The 24,818-nt window shown below is 67.3% G+C and carries 24 protein-coding genes; 18 read left to right on the forward strand and 6 right to left on the reverse strand.

Annotated elements, in window-relative coordinates:
* Nucleotides 1-160: 160 nt before the first annotated feature.
* Genes AC2VOK_RS09525 through AC2VOK_RS09565 form a run of 9 tightly spaced genes read left to right on the forward strand, consistent with a single transcriptional unit; the run spans nucleotide 161 to nucleotide 8,985 of the window.
* Nucleotides 161-970, forward strand: a complete 810-nt coding sequence (locus AC2VOK_RS09525; RefSeq protein WP_428900279.1) for an MlaE family ABC transporter permease — start codon at nucleotides 161-163, stop codon at nucleotides 968-970.
* A complete protein-coding gene (locus AC2VOK_RS09530; RefSeq protein ID WP_428900253.1) occupies nucleotides 970-1,836 on the forward strand; it encodes an ABC transporter permease in 867 nt (288 codons plus the stop codon). The genes AC2VOK_RS09525 and AC2VOK_RS09530 overlap by 1 nt, the downstream gene beginning before the upstream one ends.
* Before the next feature lie 40 nt (nucleotides 1,837-1,876).
* Nucleotides 1,877-2,863, forward strand: a complete 987-nt coding sequence (locus AC2VOK_RS09535; protein ID WP_428900254.1) for an MlaD family protein — start codon at nucleotides 1,877-1,879, stop codon at nucleotides 2,861-2,863.
* Nucleotides 2,860-3,870, forward strand: coding sequence for an MlaD family protein (locus AC2VOK_RS09540; RefSeq protein ID WP_428900255.1), 1,011 nt, complete (start codon nucleotides 2,860-2,862; stop codon nucleotides 3,868-3,870). Before AC2VOK_RS09535 ends, AC2VOK_RS09540 begins: the two co-directional genes overlap by 4 nt.
* The gene (locus tag AC2VOK_RS09545) at nucleotides 3,870-4,910 is read left to right on the forward strand and encodes an MlaD family protein (protein ID WP_428900256.1); all 1,041 of its coding nucleotides are present in this window, start codon (nucleotides 3,870-3,872) and stop codon (nucleotides 4,908-4,910) included. Before AC2VOK_RS09540 ends, AC2VOK_RS09545 begins: the two co-directional genes overlap by 1 nt.
* Nucleotides 4,911-4,927: 17 nt before the next feature.
* Complete coding sequence (locus AC2VOK_RS09550; protein ID WP_428900257.1) at nucleotides 4,928-6,058, forward strand: MlaD family protein; 1,131 nt, start codon at nucleotides 4,928-4,930, stop codon at nucleotides 6,056-6,058.
* On the forward strand, nucleotides 6,055-7,113 hold the full coding sequence (locus AC2VOK_RS09555; RefSeq protein WP_428900258.1) for an MlaD family protein: 1,059 nt from the start codon (nucleotides 6,055-6,057) through the stop codon (nucleotides 7,111-7,113). Before AC2VOK_RS09550 ends, AC2VOK_RS09555 begins: the two co-directional genes overlap by 4 nt.
* The gene (locus AC2VOK_RS09560; protein WP_428900259.1) at nucleotides 7,110-8,072 is read left to right on the forward strand and encodes an MlaD family protein; all 963 of its coding nucleotides are present in this window, start codon (nucleotides 7,110-7,112) and stop codon (nucleotides 8,070-8,072) included. Before AC2VOK_RS09555 ends, AC2VOK_RS09560 begins: the two co-directional genes overlap by 4 nt.
* A 43-nt stretch (nucleotides 8,073-8,115) precedes the next feature.
* A complete protein-coding gene (locus AC2VOK_RS09565; protein ID WP_428900260.1) occupies nucleotides 8,116-8,985 on the forward strand; it encodes a hypothetical protein in 870 nt (289 codons plus the stop codon).
* A 40-nt stretch (nucleotides 8,986-9,025) separates the two neighbouring features.
* Here the strand turns inward: AC2VOK_RS09565 and hsaB are convergent, their stop codons facing one another.
* From hsaB to hsaA, 3 genes are all read right to left on the reverse strand, one after another.
* Complete coding sequence (hsaB, locus tag AC2VOK_RS09570) at nucleotides 9,026-9,589, reverse strand: 3-hydroxy-9,10-secoandrosta-1,3,5(10)-triene-9,17-dione monooxygenase reductase subunit (RefSeq protein WP_428900261.1); 564 nt, start codon at nucleotides 9,587-9,589, stop codon at nucleotides 9,026-9,028.
* Nucleotides 9,590-9,602: 13 nt separating this feature from the next.
* The gene (gene hsaC, locus AC2VOK_RS09575; RefSeq protein ID WP_428900262.1) at nucleotides 9,603-10,505 is read right to left on the reverse strand and encodes an iron-dependent extradiol dioxygenase HsaC; all 903 of its coding nucleotides are present in this window, start codon (nucleotides 10,503-10,505) and stop codon (nucleotides 9,603-9,605) included.
* A gap of 69 nt (nucleotides 10,506-10,574) precedes the next feature.
* Nucleotides 10,575-11,759, reverse strand: coding sequence for a 3-hydroxy-9,10-secoandrosta-1,3,5(10)-triene-9,17-dione monooxygenase oxygenase subunit (gene hsaA, locus AC2VOK_RS09580; protein ID WP_428900263.1), 1,185 nt, complete (start codon nucleotides 11,757-11,759; stop codon nucleotides 10,575-10,577).
* A 156-nt stretch (nucleotides 11,760-11,915) separates the two neighbouring features.
* On the opposite strand from hsaA, the gene AC2VOK_RS09585 reads away from it, so the two are divergent.
* Both AC2VOK_RS09585 and AC2VOK_RS09590 read left to right on the forward strand, forming a co-directional pair.
* Nucleotides 11,916-12,995 (forward strand): 2Fe-2S iron-sulfur cluster-binding protein, encoded by a 1,080-nt coding sequence (locus AC2VOK_RS09585; protein ID WP_428900264.1) that lies wholly within the window; start codon nucleotides 11,916-11,918, stop codon nucleotides 12,993-12,995.
* Nucleotides 12,996-13,043: 48 nt separating this feature from the next.
* Complete coding sequence (locus AC2VOK_RS09590) at nucleotides 13,044-13,601, forward strand: hypothetical protein (protein ID WP_428900265.1); 558 nt, start codon at nucleotides 13,044-13,046, stop codon at nucleotides 13,599-13,601.
* Nucleotides 13,602-13,620: 19 nt separating this feature from the next.
* Here the strand turns inward: AC2VOK_RS09590 and AC2VOK_RS09595 are convergent, their stop codons facing one another.
* Nucleotides 13,621-15,750, reverse strand: a complete 2,130-nt coding sequence (locus AC2VOK_RS09595; RefSeq protein WP_428900266.1) for an acyl-CoA dehydrogenase family protein — start codon at nucleotides 15,748-15,750, stop codon at nucleotides 13,621-13,623.
* Nucleotides 15,751-16,018: 268 nt separating this feature from the next.
* Between AC2VOK_RS09595 and kstR the strand changes: the two genes are divergently transcribed.
* Nucleotides 16,019-16,621: a cholesterol catabolism transcriptional regulator KstR gene (gene kstR / locus AC2VOK_RS09600; protein ID WP_428900280.1), complete on the forward strand. Its 603-nt coding sequence runs from the start codon at nucleotides 16,019-16,021 to the stop codon at nucleotides 16,619-16,621.
* Here kstR and AC2VOK_RS09605 read toward each other — a convergent pair.
* Nucleotides 16,618-17,697: an Rv3575c family transcriptional regulator gene (locus AC2VOK_RS09605; protein ID WP_428900267.1), complete on the reverse strand. Its 1,080-nt coding sequence runs from the start codon at nucleotides 17,695-17,697 to the stop codon at nucleotides 16,618-16,620. The genes kstR and AC2VOK_RS09605 overlap by 4 nt on opposite strands.
* Before the next feature lie 166 nt (nucleotides 17,698-17,863).
* Here AC2VOK_RS09605 and AC2VOK_RS09610 point away from each other — a divergent pair, with 166 nt between their 5' ends.
* From AC2VOK_RS09610 to AC2VOK_RS09635, 6 genes are read left to right on the forward strand one after another with little or no spacing between them, the layout of a single operon-like run.
* Nucleotides 17,864-18,772: a metal ABC transporter solute-binding protein, Zn/Mn family gene (locus AC2VOK_RS09610; protein WP_428900268.1), complete on the forward strand. Its 909-nt coding sequence runs from the start codon at nucleotides 17,864-17,866 to the stop codon at nucleotides 18,770-18,772.
* Complete coding sequence (locus AC2VOK_RS09615) at nucleotides 18,769-19,599, forward strand: metal ABC transporter ATP-binding protein (RefSeq protein ID WP_428900269.1); 831 nt, start codon at nucleotides 18,769-18,771, stop codon at nucleotides 19,597-19,599. Before AC2VOK_RS09610 ends, AC2VOK_RS09615 begins: the two co-directional genes overlap by 4 nt.
* The gene (locus AC2VOK_RS09620) at nucleotides 19,596-20,459 is read left to right on the forward strand and encodes a metal ABC transporter permease (RefSeq protein ID WP_428900270.1); all 864 of its coding nucleotides are present in this window, start codon (nucleotides 19,596-19,598) and stop codon (nucleotides 20,457-20,459) included. The genes AC2VOK_RS09615 and AC2VOK_RS09620 overlap by 4 nt, the downstream gene beginning before the upstream one ends.
* A gap of 9 nt (nucleotides 20,460-20,468) precedes the next feature.
* Entirely contained in the window at nucleotides 20,469-21,227 is a 759-nt protein-coding gene (locus AC2VOK_RS09625) for a LamB/YcsF family protein (RefSeq protein WP_428900271.1), read from the forward strand.
* Nucleotides 21,227-22,141 (forward strand): MBL fold metallo-hydrolase, encoded by a 915-nt coding sequence (locus AC2VOK_RS09630; protein ID WP_428900272.1) that lies wholly within the window; start codon nucleotides 21,227-21,229, stop codon nucleotides 22,139-22,141. The genes AC2VOK_RS09625 and AC2VOK_RS09630 overlap by 1 nt, the downstream gene beginning before the upstream one ends.
* Nucleotides 22,142-22,154: 13 nt before the next feature.
* Entirely contained in the window at nucleotides 22,155-23,396 is a 1,242-nt protein-coding gene (locus AC2VOK_RS09635; RefSeq protein WP_428900273.1) for an SLC13 family permease, read from the forward strand.
* Here the strand turns inward: AC2VOK_RS09635 and AC2VOK_RS09640 are convergent.
* Complete coding sequence (locus AC2VOK_RS09640; RefSeq protein ID WP_428900274.1) at nucleotides 23,393-24,760, reverse strand: cytochrome P450; 1,368 nt, start codon at nucleotides 24,758-24,760, stop codon at nucleotides 23,393-23,395. The two genes, AC2VOK_RS09635 and AC2VOK_RS09640, sit on opposite strands and share 4 nt — an antisense overlap.
* Nucleotides 24,761-24,818: the final 58 nt, after the last annotated feature.

Genomic DNA, 24,818 nt, shown 5'->3' on the forward strand with positions numbered 1-24,818 from the left:
CGAAGGGCCCGGCTGCAAAGGTGTCCGGACGGCCGCCGCGGGACCTGTGACGGGGGAGGCGCTGTTGAGTCAAATCGTCGATACCGAACCTGCGGCGCAATCACCGCAACCCGCAAACCCAGTCGACCGCCTTCGTGGCTTCCGCAGTGCCTTTGCTGCGTTGGCCAAGCCGGGACGGGCCTCCCTGCGACGCGGCGATCGCAGTTTGCAGACCATCGGCCGCTTTTTCGAGCTGGCCGGGCAGTCCCTGCTGTATCTGATCGTCGACCTGGTCCGGCTGCGTCATCCGTGGCGAGACACCCTCAGCCAGGCGTCATTCGTCGTGGGCGTGACCGCGGTACCGGCAATGCTGATCTCGATCCCGTTCGGCGTCATCATCGCGGTGCAGGTGGGCAACCTCATCCAGCAGGTGGGCGCGACATCGATCTCCGGCGCGGTGGGCGGCCTCGGCGTGATCGGACAGGCGGCGCCGATCATAGCGGCACTGCTGCTCGGCGGCGCGGCCAGCTCGGCGATGACCACCGATCTCGGTTCTCGCAGCATCCGCGACGAGGTCGACGCGCTTCGCGTGATGGGCATTGATCCGGTGCAACGGCTCGTCACCCCCCGGCTGGCGGCGATCCTCCTGTTGGCGCCGTTGCTGTGCATGTTTCTCATCTTCATGGGTCTGTCGGCGGGCTACTTTGTCAACGTGGCCTACCAGGGTGGCACCCCCGGCAGCTACATCGCCTCGTTCGGGGCGTATGCAACGGTTGGTGACGTCGTCGTGGCGCTGCTCAAGACCTGGATCTTCGGCATGATCGTGATCCTGATTGCCTGCCAACGCGGGTTGGAGACCAAAAAGGGCGGCCCGCGAGAGGTGGCCGACGCGGTCAACGCGGCAGTCGTTCTCGGCGTGGTCACGGTCTTCATGCTCAACCTGGTGATCACCGTGCTTGTCAGCATGTTCATGCCGACGAAGGTGGGCTGATGGCTACCCCCTCCCGGTATTCACCTCTGGGGCTGGGCACGCCGCTGCGGGGCGTGAGGTCAGCCGCCTACGCGGGTGCCTCGCTATTCGAACGCCTCGGACACCAGGCCACCTTCCTTGCTCAAGTGGTGGCCGCGATTCCGAAAACCGCCACCCGCTACCGGAGACAGACCGGGGTGATTTTGGTCGACATGCTCTGGGGCAATGGCTCGGTCGTCGTCGGTGGCGGCACCATCGGCGTGCTGGTGTTCATGGGGATCGCGATCGGTGGCACAGTCGGGGTGGTCGGGTACGCCACGCTGGACATGGTGGGCATGGGGCCGCTCACCGGGTTCATTTCGGCCTACGCGAACACCCGGGAGATGGCTCCGATGATCGCGGCCATCGGCTTCGGGGCGCAGGCCGCCACCCGGATGACTGCCGAAATCGGCGCCATGGGAATCGCCGACGAAATCGACGCGCTGGAGGTCCAGGGCATCCCGTCCATCCCGTACGTGGTGACCACCCGGGTCCTCGCCGGCCTGATCGTCATCGTTCCGTTGTATCTGTTCACCCTGGCCCTGAGCTACGGGGCCTGCGCGTTGGTGGTCAGCCTGCATCAGGCGTCCGGCACCTACTCGCACTACTTCGACACCTTCATCCAGCCTTCGGACGTGGTGTTCTCGGCGATCAAGGCGGTCGTTTTCGTCATCTTCATCATCGCCATCCACTGCTATGAGGGTTATTACGCCAGCGGTGGCGCGGAGGGCGTCGGCAGGGCCTCCGGCCGCGCGATCCGCGCCAGCCTGATCACCGTCGTCATCTCAGACATGTTCCTCACACTGCTGTTCTGGGGCAACAATGCCGGCCTGAAGCTGTCGGGGTAGGTAGATGTTTGTGCTGAAAGGTCGTAAGAGAAAGTCACGGGTGCCCAGTGCGAACACGCTGCGCCTGCGTGGGCTGATTGTCGCCGCGGTTCTGGCCCTGTCGGGCACGCTGATGTACCGGGCCGCCACCGGCGCGTACGACGACACGTTCACGCTGACCGTGATCGCCAATACCATCGGTGAGGGCTTGGCGCCCGGTGCAGAAGTCAAGTTCCACGGCATGGCCATCGGGTCGGTGAAGAAGCTGGAATCCATCGGATACAACCAGCAGCGAATGACGGTGCTGCTCGAACCGCAGCAGGCCAAGGCACTGACCGCGGACACTGTTGCCCGGTTCACGTCGTCAAACCTGTTCGGCACCACCGAGGTTGAACTTGTCAGCGCCGGCAAGGGCCCCCCACTGCGCCCGGGTCAGACGTTGGTGGTGCGCACGGACTCGCAGGCGGCGTCGATCACCGAATTGCTGCACGAGGGACAGCGGCTGGCCCGCATCTTGGATACGCCCGAACTCAACCACGTCATCGACGTGCTGCGCCGGCACACCGATCTTTTCGAACCGGCGGTCAAGGCCGTACTGGATGTCACCAAAAACCTGGCCGACTCGCAGGCGCTCGTCATCTCACAATCGCTTTCGGTTTTCACGCCACTGTTGAACGGTGTCAGTCGGGTCGTTCCGGTGATTGATCAGACCCCGGATCTGATTGACGCGATGAACTTCCTGCTTTCGCCGGGTGGCCCCGACCGCACCAACCTGGTGATGAGCCAGACCGGGCAACTCTTGGGAGACGTCGGGCAGATCCTGGTGCGTAACAACCCGTGGCTCACCCACTTGGCCGGCGCCATCATGAACGTCGCGATTCCGGGCGCGTACGCGGCGGGCAGTCTGGCACCGGACTACGACAGGCTGTCCAGCCTGATCGACCGAACCAGCACGGCGTTCCCCGTTGTCGACGGTCAGGTCCGGCTGCGCACCGAAGTCCTGTTGAATCCCGTTCCGGGAACATCACACGCAGGCGGTGACGGATGAGAAGAGTCTCAAGCTCGGTGTTTTGGCTGGCGTTGTTCGCGGTGGCCGCCACAATGGCCGCGATCCTGCTGCTCACCGCGTTGCGCAATCCGGTCAGCGGGCCCGTCACGCACTACTCGGCGACCTTCACCGACGTGTCGGGGCTGGACGCCGGCAACGACGTCCGCATTGCCGGAGTACAGGTGGGCAAAGTCGAGGGAATCCGACTGGATGGCCATACGGCGAAGGTCGACTTCACCACGCTGAACAACCAGCCGGTATATCGGAACACCGTTGTTGCCGTGCGCTTTCAGAGCCTGCTGGGCCAGCGTTATCTAGAGCTGGTCCAACCGGACGCCGGGGGCGAGCGGTTGGCGCCGGGGACTGACATTCCGATCGGGCAGACCATTCCGTCGTTCGATATCACCAAGCTGTTCAACGGATTCAAACCGGTCTTCGACTCACTCGACGCCGCTCAGGTCAACCAGTTGGGGGAGAACCTGTTGCGGTTGATTCAAGGCGACGGCTCGGGACTTGGTCCGGTGCTGCACGATCTCGACACCATCACCAAGTATGCCGTCAACCGACAAGCCGCCATCACCATGCTTGTTCGCAATCTCAGCGAGATATCGGTAGACATGGGCGGTAAGTCCCAGCAGCTGTTCCGTCTGATCGACTCGCTCAACGGATTGCTGGCGTCGTTCACGGCCAAGGCGGAGGACTTTCGCGCTTCGATTGACCTGGAATTGCCTTTGATGCGCAGCCTGGTGCACACACTGCAATACGCCGAAGGGATTTTCGACGGATCAACCGTGCCGCTCTACGAGGTGCTGACCCGGACGTTTCCCCAGACGCCGACCGTCGTCGCCGGTCTTTCGCTGGTGCCGTCGCTGGTCCAGGGGCTGCGTGACACGCTCGTCGATGATCGGCGCGCTGCCCCGACCTTTGCCTGCTCGCACGGCGAAGTCCACCTGCCCGGTATCGGTGCGGTGTCGTTCGCGCAACAGGATCTGGTGGTGTGCAACTGATGCCCAACCGACCTGAGAGTACGTTCTTCAGCCGCATCGGGCGAACCCCTGCCCGCGCGCTCGACGACCGCGCCGCGGCGGCACGTAGTCGCCGAAATGGCCTGATCGGCATCGTCGTCATCGCGCTGGCCGTGCTCGTCAGCGCGGCAGCTTACATCAACCCGCTCGATGAGCACAGCTATACCGCACATGCCGGAACTTCCGGCGGCCTCCGCGGTGGCGACGAAATCCGGATCGCCGGTGTCGGCGTGGGCAAAGTCACCGGCGTGCGCCTGGACCGCAATATCGTCGAGATCACCTTCGAGGTCAAGCGATCGGTGCCCGTCGGTTCGGACTCCACGCTCGACATCAGGCTGCTGACCCCTGTCGGCGGCCACTACATCGCCCTCCATCCTGAGGGGGCGCAACCATTGGGCCACAACGTGATCCCGCCGTCGCACGTGAAGGCGCCGTTTGAGACCACTGACCTGCTCCAGGCGGTGACGCCACTGGTGAGGGATGTCAACGGCCAGGTCCTGCACGACACCTTCACACAGGTCGCCGGCGCCTTGGACAAATATCCCGATGCAGTGCGCGACACCCTGAAGTCCGCCACCGAGCTGACAAGGTATCTGTCCACGATGAACAACGACTTGCATCGTGGGCTGGGATTCGTCAACGATGCCGTGGGCGCCCTCGCCGGTGAGCGCCGGCAACTCATCGGCTTGATCGACCAGCTCGCCTTGGTCGGGACGCGCTACACCACGAAGTCCGTCGATATCATCGAGTTCTTCACATTGCTCAAAGAGCTCACCCGCATCGTGGACCGCATCATGGTTTTCTACGGTCGCGAGGTAGCGCCCAGCGTCAACGGTATCGACGACATCTTCGACACGTTGTTCACCCACCCCGACCGTATCGGCCAAGCCGCCAACGGCGTCGGCCAGATCCTCAACATCGTCGTTCCGATGCTGAGCGGAAACGGTGTCGTCGTGGACGAGAGTCGCCGGGTGACACCCGGGCAGGACCTCTGCCTGCCCAACATGGCGAGGCAGTGTTGAGATGAAGCAGTGTTGACATGAAGAACAAGCGCATCGTCATCGCCGCGATCGTGATCGCGGTCATCGCCGCCGCCAGCGTGATCGGCTTCACGTTCGTGCTGCCCGACGGCAACGATCGTCGGGCACTGTGTGCCGAATTCACCGATGCCACGGGGCTCTATCCCGGTAACAAAGTGCAGTTACTCGGCGTCGAGGTCGGCTCGGTGACCGCGATCACCAACGAGCCAGATCACGTTCAGGTCGACTTCACCGTTTCCAAGGACATCGATCTGCCGGCCGACGTCGGCGCGGTCACCTACTCGCAGTCGATCGTCACCGACCGACACATCGAACTCACCAAGGCCTACACAAGCGGCCCCAAATTCACCGGCCCGCAATGCATCACGCTGAAATCCACCAAGACTCCACTCGGGGCCAGCGAAACCTTCACCGCGGCAAACAAACTCATCGACGCCCTGGTGGGGTCCGACGGAAAGGATCCGGCGCATTCGTCGGGCGCAATCGCAATCAATGACACCCTCGGAGCGCTCAGTCGCGCGCTGGAGGGCACCGGGCCGCAGCTCAACCAGACGCTGCGCGACCTCGTTGCCATCATCGGCGACCCCCACCAGATGGACTCGGGCGCCAGGGAACTCATTCACAACGGCGAACTGCTCACCTCGACGCTGGTGGCGCACTGGGACAGCGTGGCCGCGGTGCTCGGGTCACTGCCCACAACACTCACCATGATCGAAGGGTTGGCGGACGGCTTCGGGATGTCGCTGCACTATCTCGCGCACGCCCTGCCGATCCTGGTCGACGCCCTGAACAGGTTCGCGCCCCGGGTCTACAACAACATCACCGACAAACTGGTGCCCTGGGTCAGGGACATCCTCAACGTCTACACCCCGACCATCATCGGTGCCGTCAACGCGCTGCCACCGGTGATGGACTGGGTTGCGATGCAATACCAGCCGTCCTGGGGCACCAACGATGTCACGTATATTCCGCCAAGCGGCGGTGTTTCGCCCTCGGGGCACGATGACATCTGCTCGGTGCTGCGGAAGCGGAACACCCCCGGCACCGACGCGGCCTGTGCGCCGGGTACCAACTCGGATCAGGCCACGTTGGGGCTCACCGATCTCATCATGGGGGACGCGTTGCGATGATCCGACGTACGGTGCGCGCGCGCGGCACGCTGCCGGGCACACTGCTGATCGCCGTCGTGGTCGCCCTGACGGCGGCATGCTCATTGGACCCGAGCAGGCTGCCGGTACCAGGTTCGTTTGTCGCGGGCCAAACGTACCGGGTGAAAATAGAGTTCTCCAGCGTGTTGAACCTGCCGGCCAGGGCGAAAGTGGACTTCGGCGGGGTACGCGTCGGTGTCCTGGACCGAGTGCAGCTGGTCGGAAACACAGCGGTCGCCCACGTCGACATCTCGAAGAGCATCACGCTGCCGCAGAACACCCGCGCCGAACTCCGCCAGGCGACCGTCTTGGGCGACATCTACATCGCTCTGATGCCACCGGACAATCCCGCACCGGCATCCCTGCACAACGGCGATGTCATTCCGCTGAAGAACACCGTCCCGGCCGACAACGTCGAAGACATATTGCGAGGCGTCTCGAACCTGGTCACCGGCGGCACATTGAACACCCTGCAGGACACGGTGGTCAGCTTCAACAAAGCCTTTCCGAAGGACCCGGGCGAGCAAGACCGGATCCGGCGCAAGCTGGCGTCGGTGCTGCACGACCTGGCGGTGAACCAGGAAGCGGTCGATGAGATTCTTGCCAGCACCCAGAGTGTGACCCGGACGCTGATCCACGACACCCCCGTCCTGGACCGGCTGATGGCCGACGGTCCGGCGCGGCTCGATGCGATGTCCGCAGTGCTACCGAACGTCATTCAGCTTCTGGTGTATCTGCAGGATCTGGGACGAGGCGGCGACGACTTGCTGGTGCCCATCACCCCAGACCTGATCCACATGCTCTCCTACCTGACCCCGTTCGTCGGTTCGGTCGGGAGCGCTGACACCACGGTGCAAGCCAATGCCGACAAACTGGATGCGCTGATCCGCGACAAGCTCATTCCGTTTTTCGGCAATGGCGGGCCGAAATTCAGCGTTTCCCAGGTTCATCAGCAACAGGTCAACGCGGGCGCAGATCCCGCGCACAGAGCTGACGGAGTTGTTTCGGCGATGCGAACGATGGGGATGCTGCCGTGAAGTTGAACGCAACAACGACCCTGGTGATCCTGGCGATCATGACGGTGCTGGGTGTGGGGTATTTGTCCTTCGGAGTGCTCAAGCTCAAGCCGACCGAACAACAAACCCGGGTCACCCTGCTGTTGGACAAGTCGGGCGGACTGTTGCCCACATCGCAGGTGACAATGCGCGGCATTCAGGTAGGCAAGGTGACCGGAGTCCATACCACGCCAACTGGACTGCGGGTGTCGATCGAGCTCGATCGCGGGCATCCGGTTCCCGTTGACAGCGCGATCAGCGTACAGAACCTCTCCCTGGTGGGCGAACAGTACATCGACTTCAAGCCGAAACTCATTGCACCGCCGTACTTCAGCGATGGCGCGGTGATACCTGCCGGACGGGTTGCCCCCTCGGTTACGGTGAGCGATTTGCTGGCGAAAGCCAACGCCTTGCTCACAGTGATCAATCCGACTGACGTCCAAGGAGTCGTCACCGCCGTGTCCGAGACGTTCGCCGGTAACGACGCGACGCTGGACTCACTGGCCACCACGGCGGGTTTGGTGTCGCGAATGGAGTTGGAGAACCGGCGGCTGGTCGCGACGCTGTTCAGCAATGTCGCGACGCTCAGCGACGACCTCGGCGCCGTACACGCCGGCGCGCGCCTCAACGAAGCCGCTCCATTGGCGCCGGGCGCACTGACGGCGTTGACCATGCTGATTCGCAACCTCGATGAATATTCGCGCGCCGCGGACGGAACTTTCGCGCCCGGCGCCGCGGTACCCACGCTGGTCTCCAACGTCAACGACTACCTCGACGTTCTGTCCGGCCCGCTGAGCACGTTCGCGACAGTGTTGGAGCCGGCGACCGCACCGCTGCGCCAATACAGGATCGACGCGGGGCACTGGATCAACTTCTGGCAGTCGACCTTCAACGATGCCGGCGGAGTTCGGGTGCGGGTGAGTGTGCCCGACAGACCATAGTGGAGGATCGACGTTGACTGGCCGCTCAATCGATGGGGACGACATGGCCGACCCAACCCAAGACGAGGACGAGGACCGCGACGTCGCAGAAGTCGACGAAGACCAGACCGAAGGCCGGGAGTATGCCGAGCAGTCTGTCTCGGACACGGTCGATCTCGTCGAGGAAGCGGGGCAGACGAAAGGCAAACCACCACCGAACGCCGAGAAAAAGGAAAAGAAAAGCAAAAAGGGCAAGAAGAAAGCCAAGAACAGAGTCACCGACGCCGGTGCGGCAGAAACCGAAGCGGCGGAAGCCGATAGGCGCGGCTTGCTGCGCGGGGGGCGCCCGGGGTGGCCGGGGCGCTGGGTCGCCGTTCTTGCCGCCGGGGTCGCCATCGCGGCCGGGGTCGTCGGGTACCTCAAGTACCGCAGCACGTCCGACGAACTGGCCGCCCTGCGGCAAGCCGACTCCGACCGTGCCGCCGCAGCGAAGCTGGCCAGGGACTATGCGATGAAATCGTTGAACTACAGCTTCCAGGACCCCGACGCTTTCTTCCGCTCGGTGGAAACCGGCGTCTCGCAGAGCCTCAAGGACAAATACGTCAACGCCACCGACATCCTCAAGGCCGTCATGGTGCAGGCGCAGGTCACGTCGACCGGTGAGGTGCTCGCGACGGACGCCGTCGCCCAGCCGGGGCAGGTTTACCAGGTGGTGGTATCGGCGGCTCAGACGACGCGCAACATGCAGAATCCGAAGCCGCGTGAGTCACTGATCCTGCTCCAGGTCACGGTCAACAAGGTCGCCGACGGCTGGCAGGTGTCCGATATCGGGCCGAAGACAGGCAGCCGCCCGGCGGGGCCGGATCAACCCACCCCGCCCGTGCCCGGTGCGCCGCCCGCGGCACCAGAGCCGGCCCCGACGCCGGGGCGGTAGGCCTGATCGATGCGCGCCGGCGTCTGATCGCGCAAGCGCTTCACAGCCACGTGTCCTCGGTCGTGGTGGTGAGAAAGGCTTCCAGGTCGTCACGCCATTGGGCCGGAGTCGTCTTGTCGGGCTCGATTCCGGTGTACTCGCCGCGGTAGAACAGCAGCGGCCGCGGCGTGATCTTGGGTTCCTCCGACAGCGATCGGACGGCACCGAACACCACGAAGTGATCGCCGCCGTCGTGAACGGATGCCACCGTGCAGTCGATGTAGGCCAACGACCCCTCGATGATCGGCGAGCCGAGTTCTGAAGGCCGCCAGCCGATCCCGGCGAACTTCTCCGGCTCTTTGGAACCGAATCGGGCGGAGACGTGCTTTTGCTTCTCGGTCAGCACGTTGACGCAGAAACGGCCACTGGCCTCGATGGCCTGGAAGGATCGCGACACCCTGGTCGGGCAGAACAGCACCAGCGGCGGGTCCAGTGAGAGCGCCGCGAAGGACTGGCAGGCGAAGCCGACCGGCGCCTCGTCGTGCACCGTGGTGATGATGGTGATCCCGGTGCAGAACTGGCCCAGCACCTGCCGGAAGGCGAGTGGATCGATGAAGTCCGACACAATCAGCCCCGGGTCAGCCGCTCATCCCGACCGTGAAGTCGTGACCCCACAGGCTCACCGCGGTGCTTTCCCGGGCGACCCAGTCACGTTCGTCGACTTGCCTTCCCTCACAACCGAACTCGACGTCGAATCCACCGGGAGTCTTCATGTAGAAAGACAGCATGAGATCGTTGACGTGGCGGCCCAGAGTTGCCGACATGGGCGCCTTGCGGCGCAGGGCCCGGTCCAGGCACAGGCCCACATCGTCGGCGTTCTCCACCTCCATCATCAGGTGCACGATGCCACTCGGCGTCGGCAATGGCAGGAAGGCCAGGCTGTGGTGGCGCGAGTTGCAGCCGAAGAAGCGCAGCCAGGCGGGCGCTCCGTCGGCGGGCCGGCCCACCAGCTGGGGCGGCATCCGCATCGAGTCGCGCAAGGTGAACCCGAGCACGTCGCGGTAGAAGTGCAAGGCCTCGGCGTCGTCGCGGGTGGACAACACCACATGCCCCAGCCCCTGCTCCCCGGTGACGAACCGGTGGCCGTACGGGCTGACCACGCGGCGATGCTCGCAAGCAACGCCGTGGAACACCTCCAGGCAGTTGCCGGACGGGTCGGAAAACCGGATCATCTCGGCCACCCGGCGGTCCGCCAGCTCGGCAGCGGTGGCTTCCTTGTAGGGCACCCCCTCCATATCGAGGCGATTGCGGATCGCCTGCAGGCCCTCGGCGTTGGCGCACTCCCACCCGGACTCCAGCAGCCGGTCCTGATCGGCGGGCACGATCACCAGCCGAGCGGGAAAATCGTCCATGCGCAGATACAGCGCCCCCTCTCCTGCACCACTGCCCTCGACCATGCCGAGGATTTTGAGGCCGTACTCGCGCCAGGACGCCATGTCGGTGGCCCCGATGCGCAGATAGCCCAGCGACCGGATGCTCATCACACGCCTCCCAGGAAATCAGCGGCCGGCTTGTTGAACGCGTCGAACTTCTCCCGTGCCGGTCATGGGCTAGACCATGGTATCGCCGGGAGGTAAGCCGAACTCGTTGTTGCCGAAGATCACGTACGCCCGCTCGGGGTCGTTGGCGGCGTGCACGCGGCCGGCGTGCGCGTCGCGCCAGAACCGTTGGATCGGAGCGTCATTGGCCAGTGCCGTCGCACCGGAAGCCTCGAACAGCCGGTCGATGGAGGCGATCGAACGGCCCGTGGCGCGGACCTGGTCGCGGCGGGCGCGGGCGCGCAGCTCGAACGGGATCTCCCTGCCCGCTGCCAACAGCGCGTACTCGTCGCCGACATTGCCGATCAGCTGGCGCCAGGCGGCGTCGATGTCGCTGGCCGCCTCGGCGATGCGGACTTTCGCGAACGGGTCGTCCTTGGCCTTCTCCCCGGCGAACGCCGCACGCACCCGCTTGCCCTGGTGCTCCACGTGCGCGTCGTAGGCGCCGTAGGCCATCCCCACGATGGGCGCTGAAATGGTGGTGGGATGCATTGTGCCCCAGGGCATCTTGTATACCGCGGCGGTGTTGGACCGGTATCCGCCCGCCGTGCCGTCGTTCATCGCCCGGTAGGACAGAAACCGGTGCCGCGGGACGAAGACGTCCTTGACCACGACAGTGTTGCTCCCGGTGCCGCGCAACCCGACGACATGCCACACGTCATCGATGTGGTAGTCGCTGATCGGGATCAAAAAGCTGCCGAAGTCCACCGGCCGGCCGTCCTTGATCACCGGGCCGCCCAAAAAGGCCCACGTCGCATGGTCACAGCCCGAGGACCAATTCCACGAGCCGTTGACCAGATATCCGCCGTCGGCCACCACTCCGGCGCCCATCGGGGCGTAGGACGACGAGACCCGTACGCCGGGATCCTCGCCCCACACGTCTTCCTGGGCCTGCTGGTCGAACAACGCGAGATGCCAGTTGTGCACGCCGATGATCGATGCCACCCAACCGGTGGAACCGCACGCGCTCGCCAACCGGCGGACCGCCTCGTAGAACATCGTGGGGTCGCACTGCAACCCGCCCCACTGCTCGGGCTGCAACAGGCTGAAGAAACCGACGTCCTGAAGCTCCTGCACGGTCTCGGCGGGCAGTCGCCGCAAGTCCTCCGTCGCCTGCGCACGCTCCCGAATCCGCGGGAGCAGATCGTCGATGCCGGCCACAACCGACTGCGCATCACGCTGTTGAATGGACGTCACTTGGGGTGCCTCCTGAGCCAAACTTACGCAGTGGACCTACCCCAGAGATTAGAACACGTTCCGATTCGTGTCGAGCACGGTATTCCTGCGGCTGGTAGCGATACGAATCGACTTTTCTATAACATGTTCTAGTTGCGACGAGACGGAGGAGGGGTCGTGCCCGAGACCAATCTCGACGAGCCACTCGGTGACCATGTCCTCGAGCTGCAGATCGCCGAGGTCGTCGAGGAGACCGGCGATGCGCGGTCACTGGTGTTCACGACGCCGGAGGGCTCGAGCATCCCGCCGGAGCGGCTGAGCTATGCGCCCGGCCAGTTCCTGACGCTGCGCGTCCCCAGTGACCGCACCGGCTCCGTGGCCCGCTGCTACTCGTTGTGCAGCTCGCCGTTCACCGACGACGCGCTGGTGGTCACCGTCAAACGGACCGCAGACGGATATGCGTCCAACTGGCTGTGCGACCACGCCCACACAGGCATGCGGATTCATGCCCTGGCGCCGTCGGGCAATTTCGTTCCCAGGACACTTGACGACGACTTCCTGCTGCTGGCCGCCGGCAGCGGCATCACGCCGATCATGTCCATCTGCAAGTCTGCCCTCGCCGAGGGCAGCGGGCAGGTCGCGCTGGTCTACGCCAACCGCGACGACCGCTCGGTGATCTTCGCCCAGGCGCTACGCGAGCTGGCCGGCAAGTATCCCGACCGCCTCACGGTGGTGCACTGGCTCGAAACGCTGCAGGGGATGCCCGGCGCGCCTGCGCTGGCCAGGATTGCCGCCCCCTTCACCGACCGGCCCGCGTTCATCTGCGGACCGGGCCCGTTCATGGACGCGGCTCGTGCGGCCCTCGACGCGCTGCACGTGCCCGCGCGGCAGATCCACATCGAGGTGTTCAGATCGCTGGACTCCGACCCGTTCGCCGCGGTCACGCTCGACACCGGTGAGGGCCCCGACGACGGGGGGCCGCCGGCCACCGCCGTGGTCGAACTCGACGGCCGAACACACACCGTGTCGTGGCCGCGCAACGCCAAGCTGCTCGACGTGTTGCTCGCCGCGGGACTGGACGCACCGTTCTCCTGCCGGGAGGGCCACTGCGGGGCGTGCGCCTGCACCCTGCGCGCCGGCAAGGTCGACATGGAGGTCAACGACGTCCTCGAGCAGCAGGATCTCGACGAGGGACTCATCCTGGCCTGCCAGTCCCGCCCGGGATCCGATTCGGTGGAAGTCACCTACGACGAATAGTCGCAGAGCTACATTGACCCTGGAATCAGCAACCCGGGAAGGACACACATGAAGCGGCTGGTGGTGCCGGTTGTGCTGGTTGTGGTGGTGGCGACGGGATCCGCGGTCGTCGGAGCCGCGCTCACGTTCGCCCCGTTCGCCAACGCGGCGAGCAACACCGCCACCACCCTGTTCCCCCTGGACGGCCCCGACCAGCTCGAGACCCACACCTTCCTCAACTGCGTCAAGTCCGACGGGCACTGCGACTTCACCGCCGGTGCCGACGTGCTCACGCCCGACGGCGTCACCGGCTTCCCGCCCGGCCTGTGGGCCCGCCAGACCACCGAGATCCGGTCCCCGAACCGGATGGCCTACCTCGACGCCCACGCCAACGGCCCGAACGAGCGGGTCATGAAAGCGATGGGCACCGACGAGATCACCGACGTCTATTCCGGTGAGGGACCGCCGGACAAGTACCAGACGACCGGTCGCATCGACTCCACCGACTGGTCGACCGGCCAACCCAGGACCGACGTCCACGTCATCGTCTGCACCCACATGCAGGTCGTCTACCCCGGAGTCAACATCACCTCGCCCAGCACCTGCGCGCAGACGACCTTCTCCTGAGTGCGACGGGATCGCGACGCTAGCGCGGCAGGCCCAGAAGCCGCTCGGCGGCGACGGTGAGCAGGATCTGCTCGGTCCCGCCGGCGATGGTCAGGCAGCGGGTGTTGAGAAAGTCGAACACCGCCTGGTTGTGGACCAGTCCGCCGCCCTCGCTGACGTCCATCATGTAGTCGGCCAGCGCCTGCCGATAGCGCACCCCGATCAGCTTGCGCACGCTGGACTGGGCCCCGGGGTCCTGTCCGCCCACGGCGAGCTGGGCGATTCGCTGGTCCAGCAGCGAACCCGTCTGGGCGAGGACGAGGAGACGCGCCAGCCGGTCCTGCTGCGCCGCGTCGAGATCGAGCTCGGCCAGCACCTCGAGGAGCTCTTCCATCGGATTGCCCAGTGCGGTCCCGGCGGCCATGGCGACTCGCTCGTTGGCCAGCGTGGTCCGGGCCAGCCGCCAACCGTCGTTGACGGCGCCGACCACGAGCTCGTCGGGCACGAACACGTCGTCCAGGAAAACCTCGTTGAACAGCGAGTCGCCGGTGATCTCGCGCAGCGGCCGGATCTCGATACCCGGAGATTTCATGTCCACCAGGAAGTAGGTGATGCCCTTGTGTTTCGGGGCGTCCGGATCGGTACGCGCCAGGCACACGCCCCAGTGCGCCTTGTGCGCCGCCGACGTCCACACCTTCTGCCCGGTCAGCAGCCAGCCGCCATCGGTCCGCACCGCCTTGGTGCGCAGCGAAGCCAAGTCCGATCCGGCACCCGGCTCGGAGAACAGTTGGCACCAGAGGACGTCGCCGCGGGTGGTGGCCGGCACGAAGCGTTCGATCTGCCCCCGCGTGCCGTGCTCGAGGATCGTCGGCGCCGCCCACCACCCGATCACCAGGTCTGGTCGGACGACGCCGGCCGCCGCCATCTCCTGGTCGATCAGCAGCTGTTCGGCCGGGGTTGCACCGCGCCCGTAGGGCGCCGGCCAGTGCGGTGCCTGTAAGCCCGCCTCCGCCAACGCCACCTGGCGCCGGTCGGAGGGCAGTGCGGCAACCTCGGCGACGGCCGCGGCGATCTGCGGTCGCAGAACCTCGACATCGGCGAGGTCGATACCCAGCCGGCGTCGCACACCGTCCTGGGTCAGTTCGGTGATGCGGCGCAGCCAGTGTTCGGCACCGCTGTGCGGTCCGCCCAGCAACCGTGCGGTGCTGTGGGCCCGGCGCAGATACAGGTGCGCGTCGTGTTCCCAGGTGCAGCCGATGCCCCCCAGCACCTGGATGCAGTCCCTGACGTTCGCCGTGGCGGCGGCGATGCCCGCGCTCGCCGCGACGGCTGCCGCGATCGAGAACTGAGCCTGATCGGGGTCCGCGGCGGCGCACGCGGCGTCGGCGGCGGCCACCTCGGCCTGCTCGGCGCGGCACAGCATCTCCGCGCACAGGTGCTTGACGGCCTGGAAGCTGCCGATCGGCTTGCCGAATTGCTCGCGCACCTTGGCGTAGGCGACCGCGGTGTCCAGCGACCAGCGGGTTACACCGGCCAGCTCGGAGGCCAGGACCGTCGCGGCCAGTTCGCGGACGCGACCCTGCGGCACCTCGAGCACGGTGAACGGCACCGACGTCAGCTCGACCCTGGCCAGCGGCCGGGAGAAGTCGGTGGCCCGCAACGGCTCGAGCCGCACGCCGCCAGCGCCGGTGTCGATCAGCAGCCACCTGTCCCCCGCCGGGAGCAGCAGCACGCCGCCCGGAGCGGCGCCGAGCGCCCAGGGCAGCGTGCCCGACACGCGCCCGCCGTCAAACCGCACGTCGCCGTGCAGCGCCAGCCCCGCGAAACGTTCACCGCACGTCAGCGCGGCAAGCATGTCGGGGTCCGTGACGACCAGCGTGGCCAGCGCGGTGGTCGCGACCGGCCCGGGCACCAGAGCCTTGGCCGCTTCCTCGACCATCGCGCACAGGTCTTCGATGCACCCGCCCGCTCCCCCGTATTCCTCGGCGACGGCCACGCCGAAGATGCCCAGGTCGGCGAGACCCGCGAACACCGGGCGCCAGGCGTCGGCGCTACCCTGCTCGACGGCACGGATGGCCGCGGTGCTGCCCGCACCCGACCCGGCGTTGCGGACCCAGTCGCGCACCAGCGCGCGCGCCGCGAACTTCTCGTCGGTGACGGTCGGTGCCACGGGTGAGCCCTCCGTGTCGTGTTTCGGCCTGAAGAATCCGGTCGCGACCGGACTAGAACGTGTTCTAATAGTGCCAGCGATCGACCGTCAAGTAAAACTGCGTCACAGCAGTACATCTGGTCGTCCCGGCGGTATGGAGGTGGGAAATTCACACTCAGCGTGCGTATCGTTTGCAAGCGGGCCGCCCACAAAAGGAGAAATCCCGCAGATGCCAGCCGACACGAACTCGGACCGCGTCTTCGACTCGCAGCCGCGCGAGGTCGTGAACGTGGCGGTTCTGGCCGAGTCCGAACTCGGTTCGGAGGCGCAGCGGGAACGCCGCAAGCGCATTCTCGACGCCACCATGGCCATCGCATCCAAGGGCGGCTACGAGGCGGTCCAGATGCGCGCGGTGGCGGACCGCGCCGACGTCGCGGTGGGGACGCTGTACCGATACTTCCCGTCGAAGGTGCATCTGCTGGTGTCGGCGCTGGGCCGGGAATTCAGCCGGATCGACGCCAAGACCGACCGCTCCGCAGTGGCCGGTGCTACTCCGTTCCAGCGGCTGAACTTCATGATCGGCAAGCTCAATCGAGCGATGCAGCGAAACCCGCTGCTCACCGAGGCCATGACCCGCGCCTACGTCTTCGCCGACGCGTCCGCCAGTAGCGAGGTCGACCAGGTCGAGAAGCTCATCGACTCCATGTTCGCGCGCGCAATGGCCGACGGCGAACCCACCGAGGACCAGTACCACATCGCCCGCGTCATCTCCGACGTCTGGCTGTCGAACCTGTTGGCGTGGCTCACCCGGCGCGCCTCGGCGACCGACGTCAGCAAGCGGCTCGACCTGGCGGTGCGACTGCTGATCGGCGACACCGAACAGCAGTCCTAGCCGGGCGGTCCGGCGGTCCGTCCCCGGGCCAGCTCGGTGTCCAGCAGTTCGACGACCGGCAGCCCCGACCGCGGCGGCCGCAGCAGCAGTTCGCCGGCGCGCCGGCCCTTGCGCAGGCTCGGCTGCAGCACCGTGGTCAAACCCCGGCTGATCGCCTCGGGTACCCCGTCGAACCCGGTGACGCTGATCTGGCCGGGCACGTAGATGCCTTGCGCCCGCAGGTAATCCATGGCCGACAGAGCCAGCACATCCGCGGTGCACATCAGCGCGGTGATCCGCGGATTGGCCTTGAGCGCCACCCGGGCGGCGTCGCCACCCGACTCGGGCAGGTGCTCGTAGCTTTCCACCACGGTCAGCGACTCAGGATCGAGATCCGCGTCGGTCATCGCCTCCCATACGCCGAGGATGCGTTCGCGCTGCACGTCGAAGGCCGGCGAACGCAACCGGTCGGCGTCCACCAGGCCCTGCCGGCGGTCGCGGCTCAGCCGCATGGTCAGCAACCCGATCTCGCGGTGCCCCAGCCCCACCACGTACCCGGCGAGCTCGCGCATCGCCGACCGGTCGTCGATGCCCACCCGGGACGCCCCGAAAAGGCCCTTCGGCTGATCCACGACCACCACGGGCAGGCGGCGCTGCAGCACCACCTGCAGGGTGGGGTCGTCGTCGGAGACCGAATACACCACGAAACCGTCCACCCCGGCGGCAAGCACCGCGGCGATACCCTCCTGCGGGCTGCGAGTCGGACCGACGGCCACCAGTAGCAGCCCCTGCCCCGACTCCTCGCAGGATTGCGCGACGCCGGCGACCAGGTCGCGGGCCGCCGGGTCGCCGAAGAAATACGTCAGCGGTTCGGCCATCACCAGGCCGACGGCACCGGCTTTGCGCGTGCGCAACGATCGCGCGACCGGGTCGGGTCCCGGGTAGCCCAGTCGCTTCGCCGCGTCCAGCACCCGTTCACGCAGGTCTGCGGAGAGTTGATCCGGCCGGTTGAAGGCGTTGGAGACGGTGGTGCGCGAAATCTTGAGTTCGTCCGCCACCGAGGCCAGGGTCGCGCGCCGGCGCGGGGTGGGGCTCACGTTCGGTGAGGCTACAGCGAATCGCCGGCGGCGCCCACGTGGCGGCGTACACCCCCACTTTGTAATGGAAACGGTTTTCATTAGTATTGCCAGGCGGCCGGTCGGACCGCGACGGAAGCCTGGGAGACGCGCGAGCGCCGACGGGACACACAGAGCAGGAGTCGACGTGCGGCGTCGCTGGCGGTCGGTCGTGTCGATTGCCCTCGCGGGCGCGACCACGCTCGCCGGGTGCGCGTATCCGTCACATCCGCGAGCGAACATGGTGGTCGCGTCCACCGACGTGTGGGGCAGCGTCGCGCAGGCGGTCGCGGGCCGCCATGTCGCCGTCGTCTCCATCCTCAGTGGCGCCGACACCGATCCCCACGCATACCGGTTGAGCCCCTCGGATGCCGCGGCGATCGCCGACGCCGCCGTGGTCGTGTACAACGGCGGCGGTTATGACCCCTGGGTGAACCAGGCGCTGGCCGGACATCCGCGCATCGCGGCGGTCGACGCCTACTCGTTCGCGGCATCCGCCGCCCCCGGTCGGCAGCCACCCGACGAGCACGTCTTCTACGACATGGAGGTCGCCAAGTCGGTCGCCGCGTCGGTCGCCGACCGGCTGGCGGCCATCGACCCGGGCAATGCCGCCGACTACCGTGCCAACGCCGCCGAATTCTGCCGTGCGGCCGACGCCATCGCCATTGCCGAACACGCCATCGCCAGCACCTATCCCGGCACCGCGGTGATCGCGACCGAACCGGTGGTGCACTACCTGCTGATCGCCACGGGCCTGGTGGATCGTGCTCCGGCCGCGTTCACCGCGGCCAACGAAACCGAAACCGACCCCACGCCGGCCGATATGGCGTTCGTCCTCGACCTGATCGGGCACCGCCAGGTCGCGGCGTTGCTGGTCAACCCGCAGACGTCGACTCCCGCGATCAGCAGCCTGCAACACGCCGCACAGCGCGCAGGTATCCCGGTGACCGAGGTGACCGAGACCCTCCCAGACCACACCGACTACCTGGCCTGGCAACGCAACACGGTCAACCAGTTGCTCGCCGCCCTGCGCACCAACCGGTCGACGGCGCCGTGAACCGGGGAGCGGCCCCGGCCGTCCACGACCCCACGCCCACGGTCCGCCTGACCGGTGCCCGGCTGGCATTCGGCGACCGGACGCTGTGGGACCACCTGGACCTGTCGGTGCACGCGGGCGAGTTCATCGCGGTGCTGGGCCCCAACGGCAGCGGAAAGACGTCGTTGCTCAAGGTTCTGCTCGGGCAGCTGCCGCTCAGTGGCGGTGCGGTGCTGGTGGACGGGCGGCCGGTCACCGCAGGCAGCGACAGGATCGGATATGTGCCGCAACATCGTCCGATCGACAGCGACGTGATGCTGCGCGGGCGCGACCTGGTCCGGCTCGGCGTGGACGGGCGTTGCTGGGGGCCGGCGCCACTGCGGTCCGCCGAGCGGGCCCGTCGCCGGGCGGCGGTCCAGCGCGCGCTGAGCCAGGTCAACGGCGAACATCTGGCCGACGTTCGGGTCGGCGTGCTGTCCGGCGGCGAGCTGCAGCGGCTGCGGATCGCGCAGGCCCTGGTCAGCGACCCGACACTGCTGTTGTGCGACGAACCGCTGCTGACTCTGGACCCGGCCAACGCCAAGCTGGTGGCGGCACTGATCGACCGTCGCCGCCGGGACGCCGCAACCACCGTCATCGTCGTCACCCACGAGGTCAATCCGATCCTGCCGTACGTGGATCGGGTGTTGTACCTGGTCGACGGCCGCTTCGGGATCGGCACCGTCGAGCAGGTGATGACCACCGAGACACTCTCGGCGCTGTACCGCGCCGACATCGAGGTCGTGAAAGCCAAAGGCGGCTACGTGGTGATCGGCGAGCCCGCGCCCGGCGACGGGCACCGACGATGAACCACCGCCTCACCGACATGCTGGGCCACCTGTTCTCCTTCGATGTCACCGCCCACCTGCTCAGTCACGACTTCGTCCAGCGGGCGCTGCTGGCGGCCGCCCTGCTGGGGCTGGTGGCCGGCTTGATCGGCCCGTTCATCGTCATGCGCCAGATGTCGTTCGCCGTGCACGGATCCAGCGAATTGTCGCTGACCGGCGCCGCGTTCGCGCTGCTGGTCGGCGCCCAGGTGGGCGTGGGCGCGCTGGCCGGCAGCGCTTTGGCCGCCGCACTGTTCGGCTTCCTCGGCCAGCGCGCCCGGGAACGCGATTCGGTGATCGGCGTGGTGCTGGCGTTCGGGATGGGGCTGGCGGTGCTGTTCATCTACCTCTACCCGGGACGGACCGGCACCAGTTTCGCGTTGCTGACCGGCCAGATCGTCGGCGTCGGCTACACCGGCCTGGCCATGCTGGCACTGGTGTGCCTGCTCGTCGCCCTCGTGCTGGCGGCGTGCTACCGCCCGCTGTTGTTCGCCACCGTCGATCCGGAGGTGGCGGCCGCGCGGGGTGTTCCGGTGCGCGCCCTGGGCGTGGTGTTCGCCGCACTGGTCGGCGTGGTGGCCGCCCAGGCGGTCCAGATCGTCGGGGCGCTGCTGGTGATGGCGCTGCTCATCACACCGGCGGCCGCGGCCGCCCGGGTGGTCGCCTCGCCGGCCGCCGCGATCGCGGTCTCGGTGGTCTTCGCCGAGGTCTCCGCCGTCGGGGGCATCGTGCTGTCGCTGGCACCGGGCGTCCCGGTCTCGGTCTTCGTCGCCACCATCTCGTTCGTGATCTACCTGCTGTGCCGGCTACTCGGGCGACGGCGGAGTACGCCGCTTCCCTAAGCTGGGCAGGTGCCCGGAATCGACCTGAACGCCGACCTGGGCGAGGGCTTCGGTGTCTGGCGTCTCGGCGATGACGAGGCGATGCTCGAGATCGTCACCAGCGCCAACGTGGCGTGTGGTTTCCATGCGGGAGATCCCGCCGGCCTGCTGCAGGTGTGCCGGTCGGCCGCCGAGCGCGGGGTGCGCATCGGTGCCCAGGTGAGCTACCGCGACCTCGCCGGGTTCGGCAGGCGCTTCATCGACGTCGACGCCGAGGAACTGCTCGCCGATGTGGTCTACCAGATCGGCGCGTTGCAGGCGATCGCCCAGGCGTGCGGTTCGACGGTGTCCTACGTCAAACCCCATGGCGCGCTGTACAACACGATCGTCGCCAACCGTGAGCAGGCCGCCGCCGTCGCCGCGGCGGTACACCTGGTGGACGCCGGGCTGCCGGTGCTGGGCATGGCGGGTTCGGCGTTTTTCGACGAGGCGGCCCGCCTGGGCCTGCGCACGGTCGCCGAGGGGTTCGCCGACCGCGCCTACCGTCCGGACGGCAGCCTGGTCCCCCGCCGGGAACGGGGTGCGGTACTCGACGACCCGGCGGCGATCGCCGAGCGCGTGGCGAGCATGGTGACCTCGGGGCAGGTCACCGCGGTCGACGGCGCCCGCATCGCCGTCGAAGTAGAATCGGTTTGCGTGCACGGGGATTCGCCCGGTGCGGTGCAGATCGCGACCTCAGTGCGGGACCGGCTCGTGACGGCCGGCGCCGACATCAGGGCGTTCTGCTGATGCGGCTGCGATTCGGCCGGCCCGATATCGCGCGGTATGCGGACCGGTTCGACGTGCCCGCCGCCGGATCCGGGCTCTCGGTGACGTGGCTGGGCGTGTCGACGCTGCTGGTCGACGACGGGTCGTCCGCGCTGATGACCGACGGCTATTTCTCGCGGCCCGGCCTGGCGCGGGTCGCCGCCGGCAGGGTGGCCCCGTCACCGGCGCGCGTGGACGGCTGCCTCGCCCGCGCCAAGGTGTCCCGGCTCGCGGCGGTGATCGCGGTCCACACCCACATCGACCACGTCCTGGACTCCGCACTGGTCGCCGACCGCACCGGCGCGCAGCTGGTCGGGGGCCGTTCGGCGGCCAACGTCGGGCGGGGATACGGCCTGCCCGAAAACCGGCTGATCGTCGCGGTCGGCGGCGAACCGATGCGGTTGGGCGCCTTCGAGGTCACCCTGGTCCAGTCGCGGCACTGCCCGCCCGACCGCTTCCCCGGTGTGATCGGGGCGCCGCTGAGACCGCCGGTGCGGGCGTCGGCCTATCGCTGCGGTGAGGCGTGGTCGGTGCTGGTGCACCACCTGCCGACCGAGCGGCGGCTGCTGATCCAGGGCAGCGCCGGCTTCCTCGCGGGCGCCCTGGCCGGCTACCGCGCCGACGCGGTGTATCTCAGCGTCGGACAACTCGGCCTGCAGCCGAGGTCCTACCTGGCCGACTACTGGGCGCAGACCGTGCAAGCGGTGGGCGCGCGCCGGGTGATCCTTGTCCACTGGGACGACTTCTTCCGTCCCCTGTCCAAGCCGCTGCGGGCCCTGCCCTATGCGGGCGACGACGTGGACGTGTCCCTCCGCGTTCTCGACGAGCTGGCCACAGCCGACGGCGTCGAACTGCACCTGCCCACGGTATGGCGGCGCGAGAACCCCTGGGCGTGAGGCGGATCGAACCGTGATACTGGCCCTGGCGCTGTTGTTGCTTGCTGTTGTTCTCGGGTTTGCCGTGGCGCGCCCGAAGGGACTGCCGGAGGCCCTTGCGGCGGTTCCGGCGGCCGTGATCCTGGTGGCGTCCGGCGCGATCTCGGTTCATCAGGCGACGGCGCAGGTCGCCGACCTGTCCGGTGTGGTGGCTTTCCTGGGAGCGGTGCTGGTGCTGGCCAAACTCTGCGACGACGAGGGCCTCTTCCGGGCCGCAGGTGCGGCGATCGCGCGGGTGGGCGCCGGCTCGCACGGGCTGCTGCGCCAGGTGTTCGTCGTCGCCGCGACCGTCACCGCCGTGTTGAGCCTGGACGCCACCGTGGTTCTGCTGACGCCGGTGGTACTGGCCGGCGTCCGCCTGCTGCGCACGCCGGTGCGCCCCTATGCCTACGCCACCGCTTCGCTGGCAAATGCCGCGTCGCTGCTGCTTCCGGTGTCGAACCTGACAAATCTGCTCGCCTTTCACGTGGCCAACATCTCGTTCACCAGATTCACGTTCCTGATGGCGCTGCCCTGGCTGGTCACCATCGCCGTGGTGTACGTGGCCTTCCGCTGGTTCTTCGCCGCAGACCTTCGCATCACGCCCCATCCCGCGGAGCGGGAACCCGCGCCGCGGCCACCGGTTTTCGTGTTGGTGGTGGTCGGGCTGACGCTGGCCGGGTTCGCGCTCGGGCAATACGTGGGAGTGGCCCCAGCCTGGGTGGCGGTCGCCGGCGCTTCGGTGCTCGCGGTGCGCAGCCTCAGCCGCGGGCACACCTCGGTGATCGAGATCGTGGGCTCGGCAAGCGTGTCGTTCCTGGTGTTCGTGCTGGCGCTCGGCGTGGTCGTTCGCGCGGTCATGCTCAGCGGCGTGGACACCGCCATGGCGACGGTGCTGCCGTCCGGCTCGGGCCTGCCGGCGCTGCTGGCCATCGCCGCGGTCGCCGCGGTGCTGGCCAACATCGTCAACAACCTGCCGGCCACGCTGGTGTTGTTGCCGCTGGTCGCGCCCGCCGGGCCGGTCGCCGTGCTGGCGGTGCTGCTCGGGGTCAACATCGGCCCGAACCTCACCTACGTGGGTTCGCTGTCGAACCTGTTGTGGCGCAGCGTGCTGCGCCGCCACGATGTCGAATTCGGTGCCGGGGAGTACACCCGCCTCGGGCTGTGCACCGTGCCCGCGTCCCTGCTGGCGGCCGTCCTCGCGCTGTGGGCGAGCGCGCGACTGGTGGGTTTCTAGGCCAGCACCCGGGCCCGGACGGGCCCCGCGGCGACCACCGTGAAGGGCGTGTCCAGCGGGAAGTCGGAGTCCAGCGATTCGATTTCGGCGGCGCGGACGATGGTGGCCAGGGCGAGGGTCGCCTCCAGCATCGCGAAGTGATCGCCGATACAAGAGCGCGGTCCACCGCCGAACGGCAAGTACTGCCAACGGCTTCGGCCTTCCGACCGCTCCGGGAGGAAACGGTCGGGATCGAAACGCAATGGATCCTGCCACCGGGCCGGGTCGCGGTGCAGCGCGTAAAAGCTCACGATCGCAAAGCTGTCTGCCTCCACTCGGTAACCGTCGACCACGATGTCGCGGGTGGGAGCACGCATCGTTCCCGCGGCAGGCGGACACAGCCGCAGCGCCTCATGCAATACCCGCACGGTGAGCCCGAGTGCGGACACATCGTCTGGCGTCAGCGCCCGCCCGCCCAACGCACTGACCTCCGCGCGGACCCGCTGCTGGATATCGCGGTGATGCCCCAATGACCACAGAGCGTAGGTCAACGTCGTCGAGGTGGTGTCGTGGCCCGCCAGCATGAACAGCACCAGCTCGTGGCAGATCTCGTCGTCGGTCAGTGGCCGACCGGTCTCGGGATCGGTCGCCTCGATGAGGGAACGGACCAACGGGGCGTCACGGCCGGTGTCGATGCGCACGGCGTGCAGGATTTCAGCGGCCAGCCGGTGCAGCGTGTCGTTGGCTTGGCGCGCGGCGCGCTGCGCGCCGTTGGGCAGCCACCGCGGCGGGTTCACCGGCCGCGCCGCGCGATCGGCCACCCATACCAATGAGGCACGCAGCGAACGTCCCACCTCGTCGGCGCGCTCATCGAGATCCATCCCGAGCACCGAGCGCCCCAGTGCCCGCAGTGTCAGCTTGCGGCACTCGGCGTCCAGGTCCACGACCGTGCCGCTGCCCCACCCGTCGGCGGTGCCTTGCGCGGCCGCGGCCATATGTCCGGCGTAGCGGGACACGTGGTGCTTGGTGAACAGCGGCTGCAGCGTGCGTCGCCGCGGTAGCCACCGCTGGTGCGGCAGATTCAGGAGGTTGCCACCCATCAGCGCATGCATCTCGACCATCGTCCGGGTGCGCCCGCGGTCACAGACCTCATCGGTGCGGCCCAACAGATCACGGGCGCCTTGCGCGGTGGAAATCAGCACGACGTTCGGTACCAGCCATTTCGGTCCGAGCACGATCCGGGTGATCGGGCCCCCGGCACGCACCAGCGACTGGAGACCATCGATGTAGGACCGCACCGCCTTGAGCTGCCGTCGATACGGCAGCGGGTTCTTCGCTGCCAGCACATGCGCTCCGACGTCGGGCTTTTCCAGCATCTCGACCATGCTCACTCCTTCGGTTTGCATGGCACGGTATGGCCGGCTCCCGCCCGCGAGCACGAGT

It is taken from the genome of Mycobacterium sp. TH-M116, from assembly GCF_057473685.1.

What these genes read in the sequence shown, in the direction of transcription:
- AC2VOK_RS09540 (WP_428900255.1), top strand. Translation starts at nt 2,860, where the DNA reads ATGAGAAGAGTCTCAAGCTCGGTGTTTTGGCTGGCGTTGTTCGCGGTG.
- hsaC (WP_428900262.1), bottom strand. Translation starts at nt 10,505, where the DNA reads ATGAGCATCCGGTCGCTGGGCTATCTGCGCATCGGGGCCACCGACATG.
- AC2VOK_RS09620 (WP_428900270.1), top strand. Translation starts at nt 19,596, where the DNA reads ATGAACCACCGCCTCACCGACATGCTGGGCCACCTGTTCTCCTTCGAT.
- AC2VOK_RS09565 (WP_428900260.1), top strand. Translation starts at nt 8,116, where the DNA reads ATGGCCGACCCAACCCAAGACGAGGACGAGGACCGCGACGTCGCAGAA.
- AC2VOK_RS09590 (WP_428900265.1), top strand. Translation starts at nt 13,044, where the DNA reads ATGAAGCGGCTGGTGGTGCCGGTTGTGCTGGTTGTGGTGGTGGCGACG.
- AC2VOK_RS09530 (WP_428900253.1), top strand. Translation starts at nt 970, where the DNA reads ATGGCTACCCCCTCCCGGTATTCACCTCTGGGGCTGGGCACGCCGCTG.
- AC2VOK_RS09555 (WP_428900258.1), top strand. Translation starts at nt 6,055, where the DNA reads ATGATCCGACGTACGGTGCGCGCGCGCGGCACGCTGCCGGGCACACTG.
- AC2VOK_RS09640 (WP_428900274.1), bottom strand. Translation starts at nt 24,760, where the DNA reads ATGGTCGAGATGCTGGAAAAGCCCGACGTCGGAGCGCATGTGCTGGCA.
- AC2VOK_RS09550 (WP_428900257.1), top strand. Translation starts at nt 4,928, where the DNA reads ATGAAGAACAAGCGCATCGTCATCGCCGCGATCGTGATCGCGGTCATC.
- AC2VOK_RS09630 (WP_428900272.1), top strand. Translation starts at nt 21,227, where the DNA reads ATGCGGCTGCGATTCGGCCGGCCCGATATCGCGCGGTATGCGGACCGG.
- AC2VOK_RS09545 (WP_428900256.1), top strand. Translation starts at nt 3,870, where the DNA reads ATGCCCAACCGACCTGAGAGTACGTTCTTCAGCCGCATCGGGCGAACC.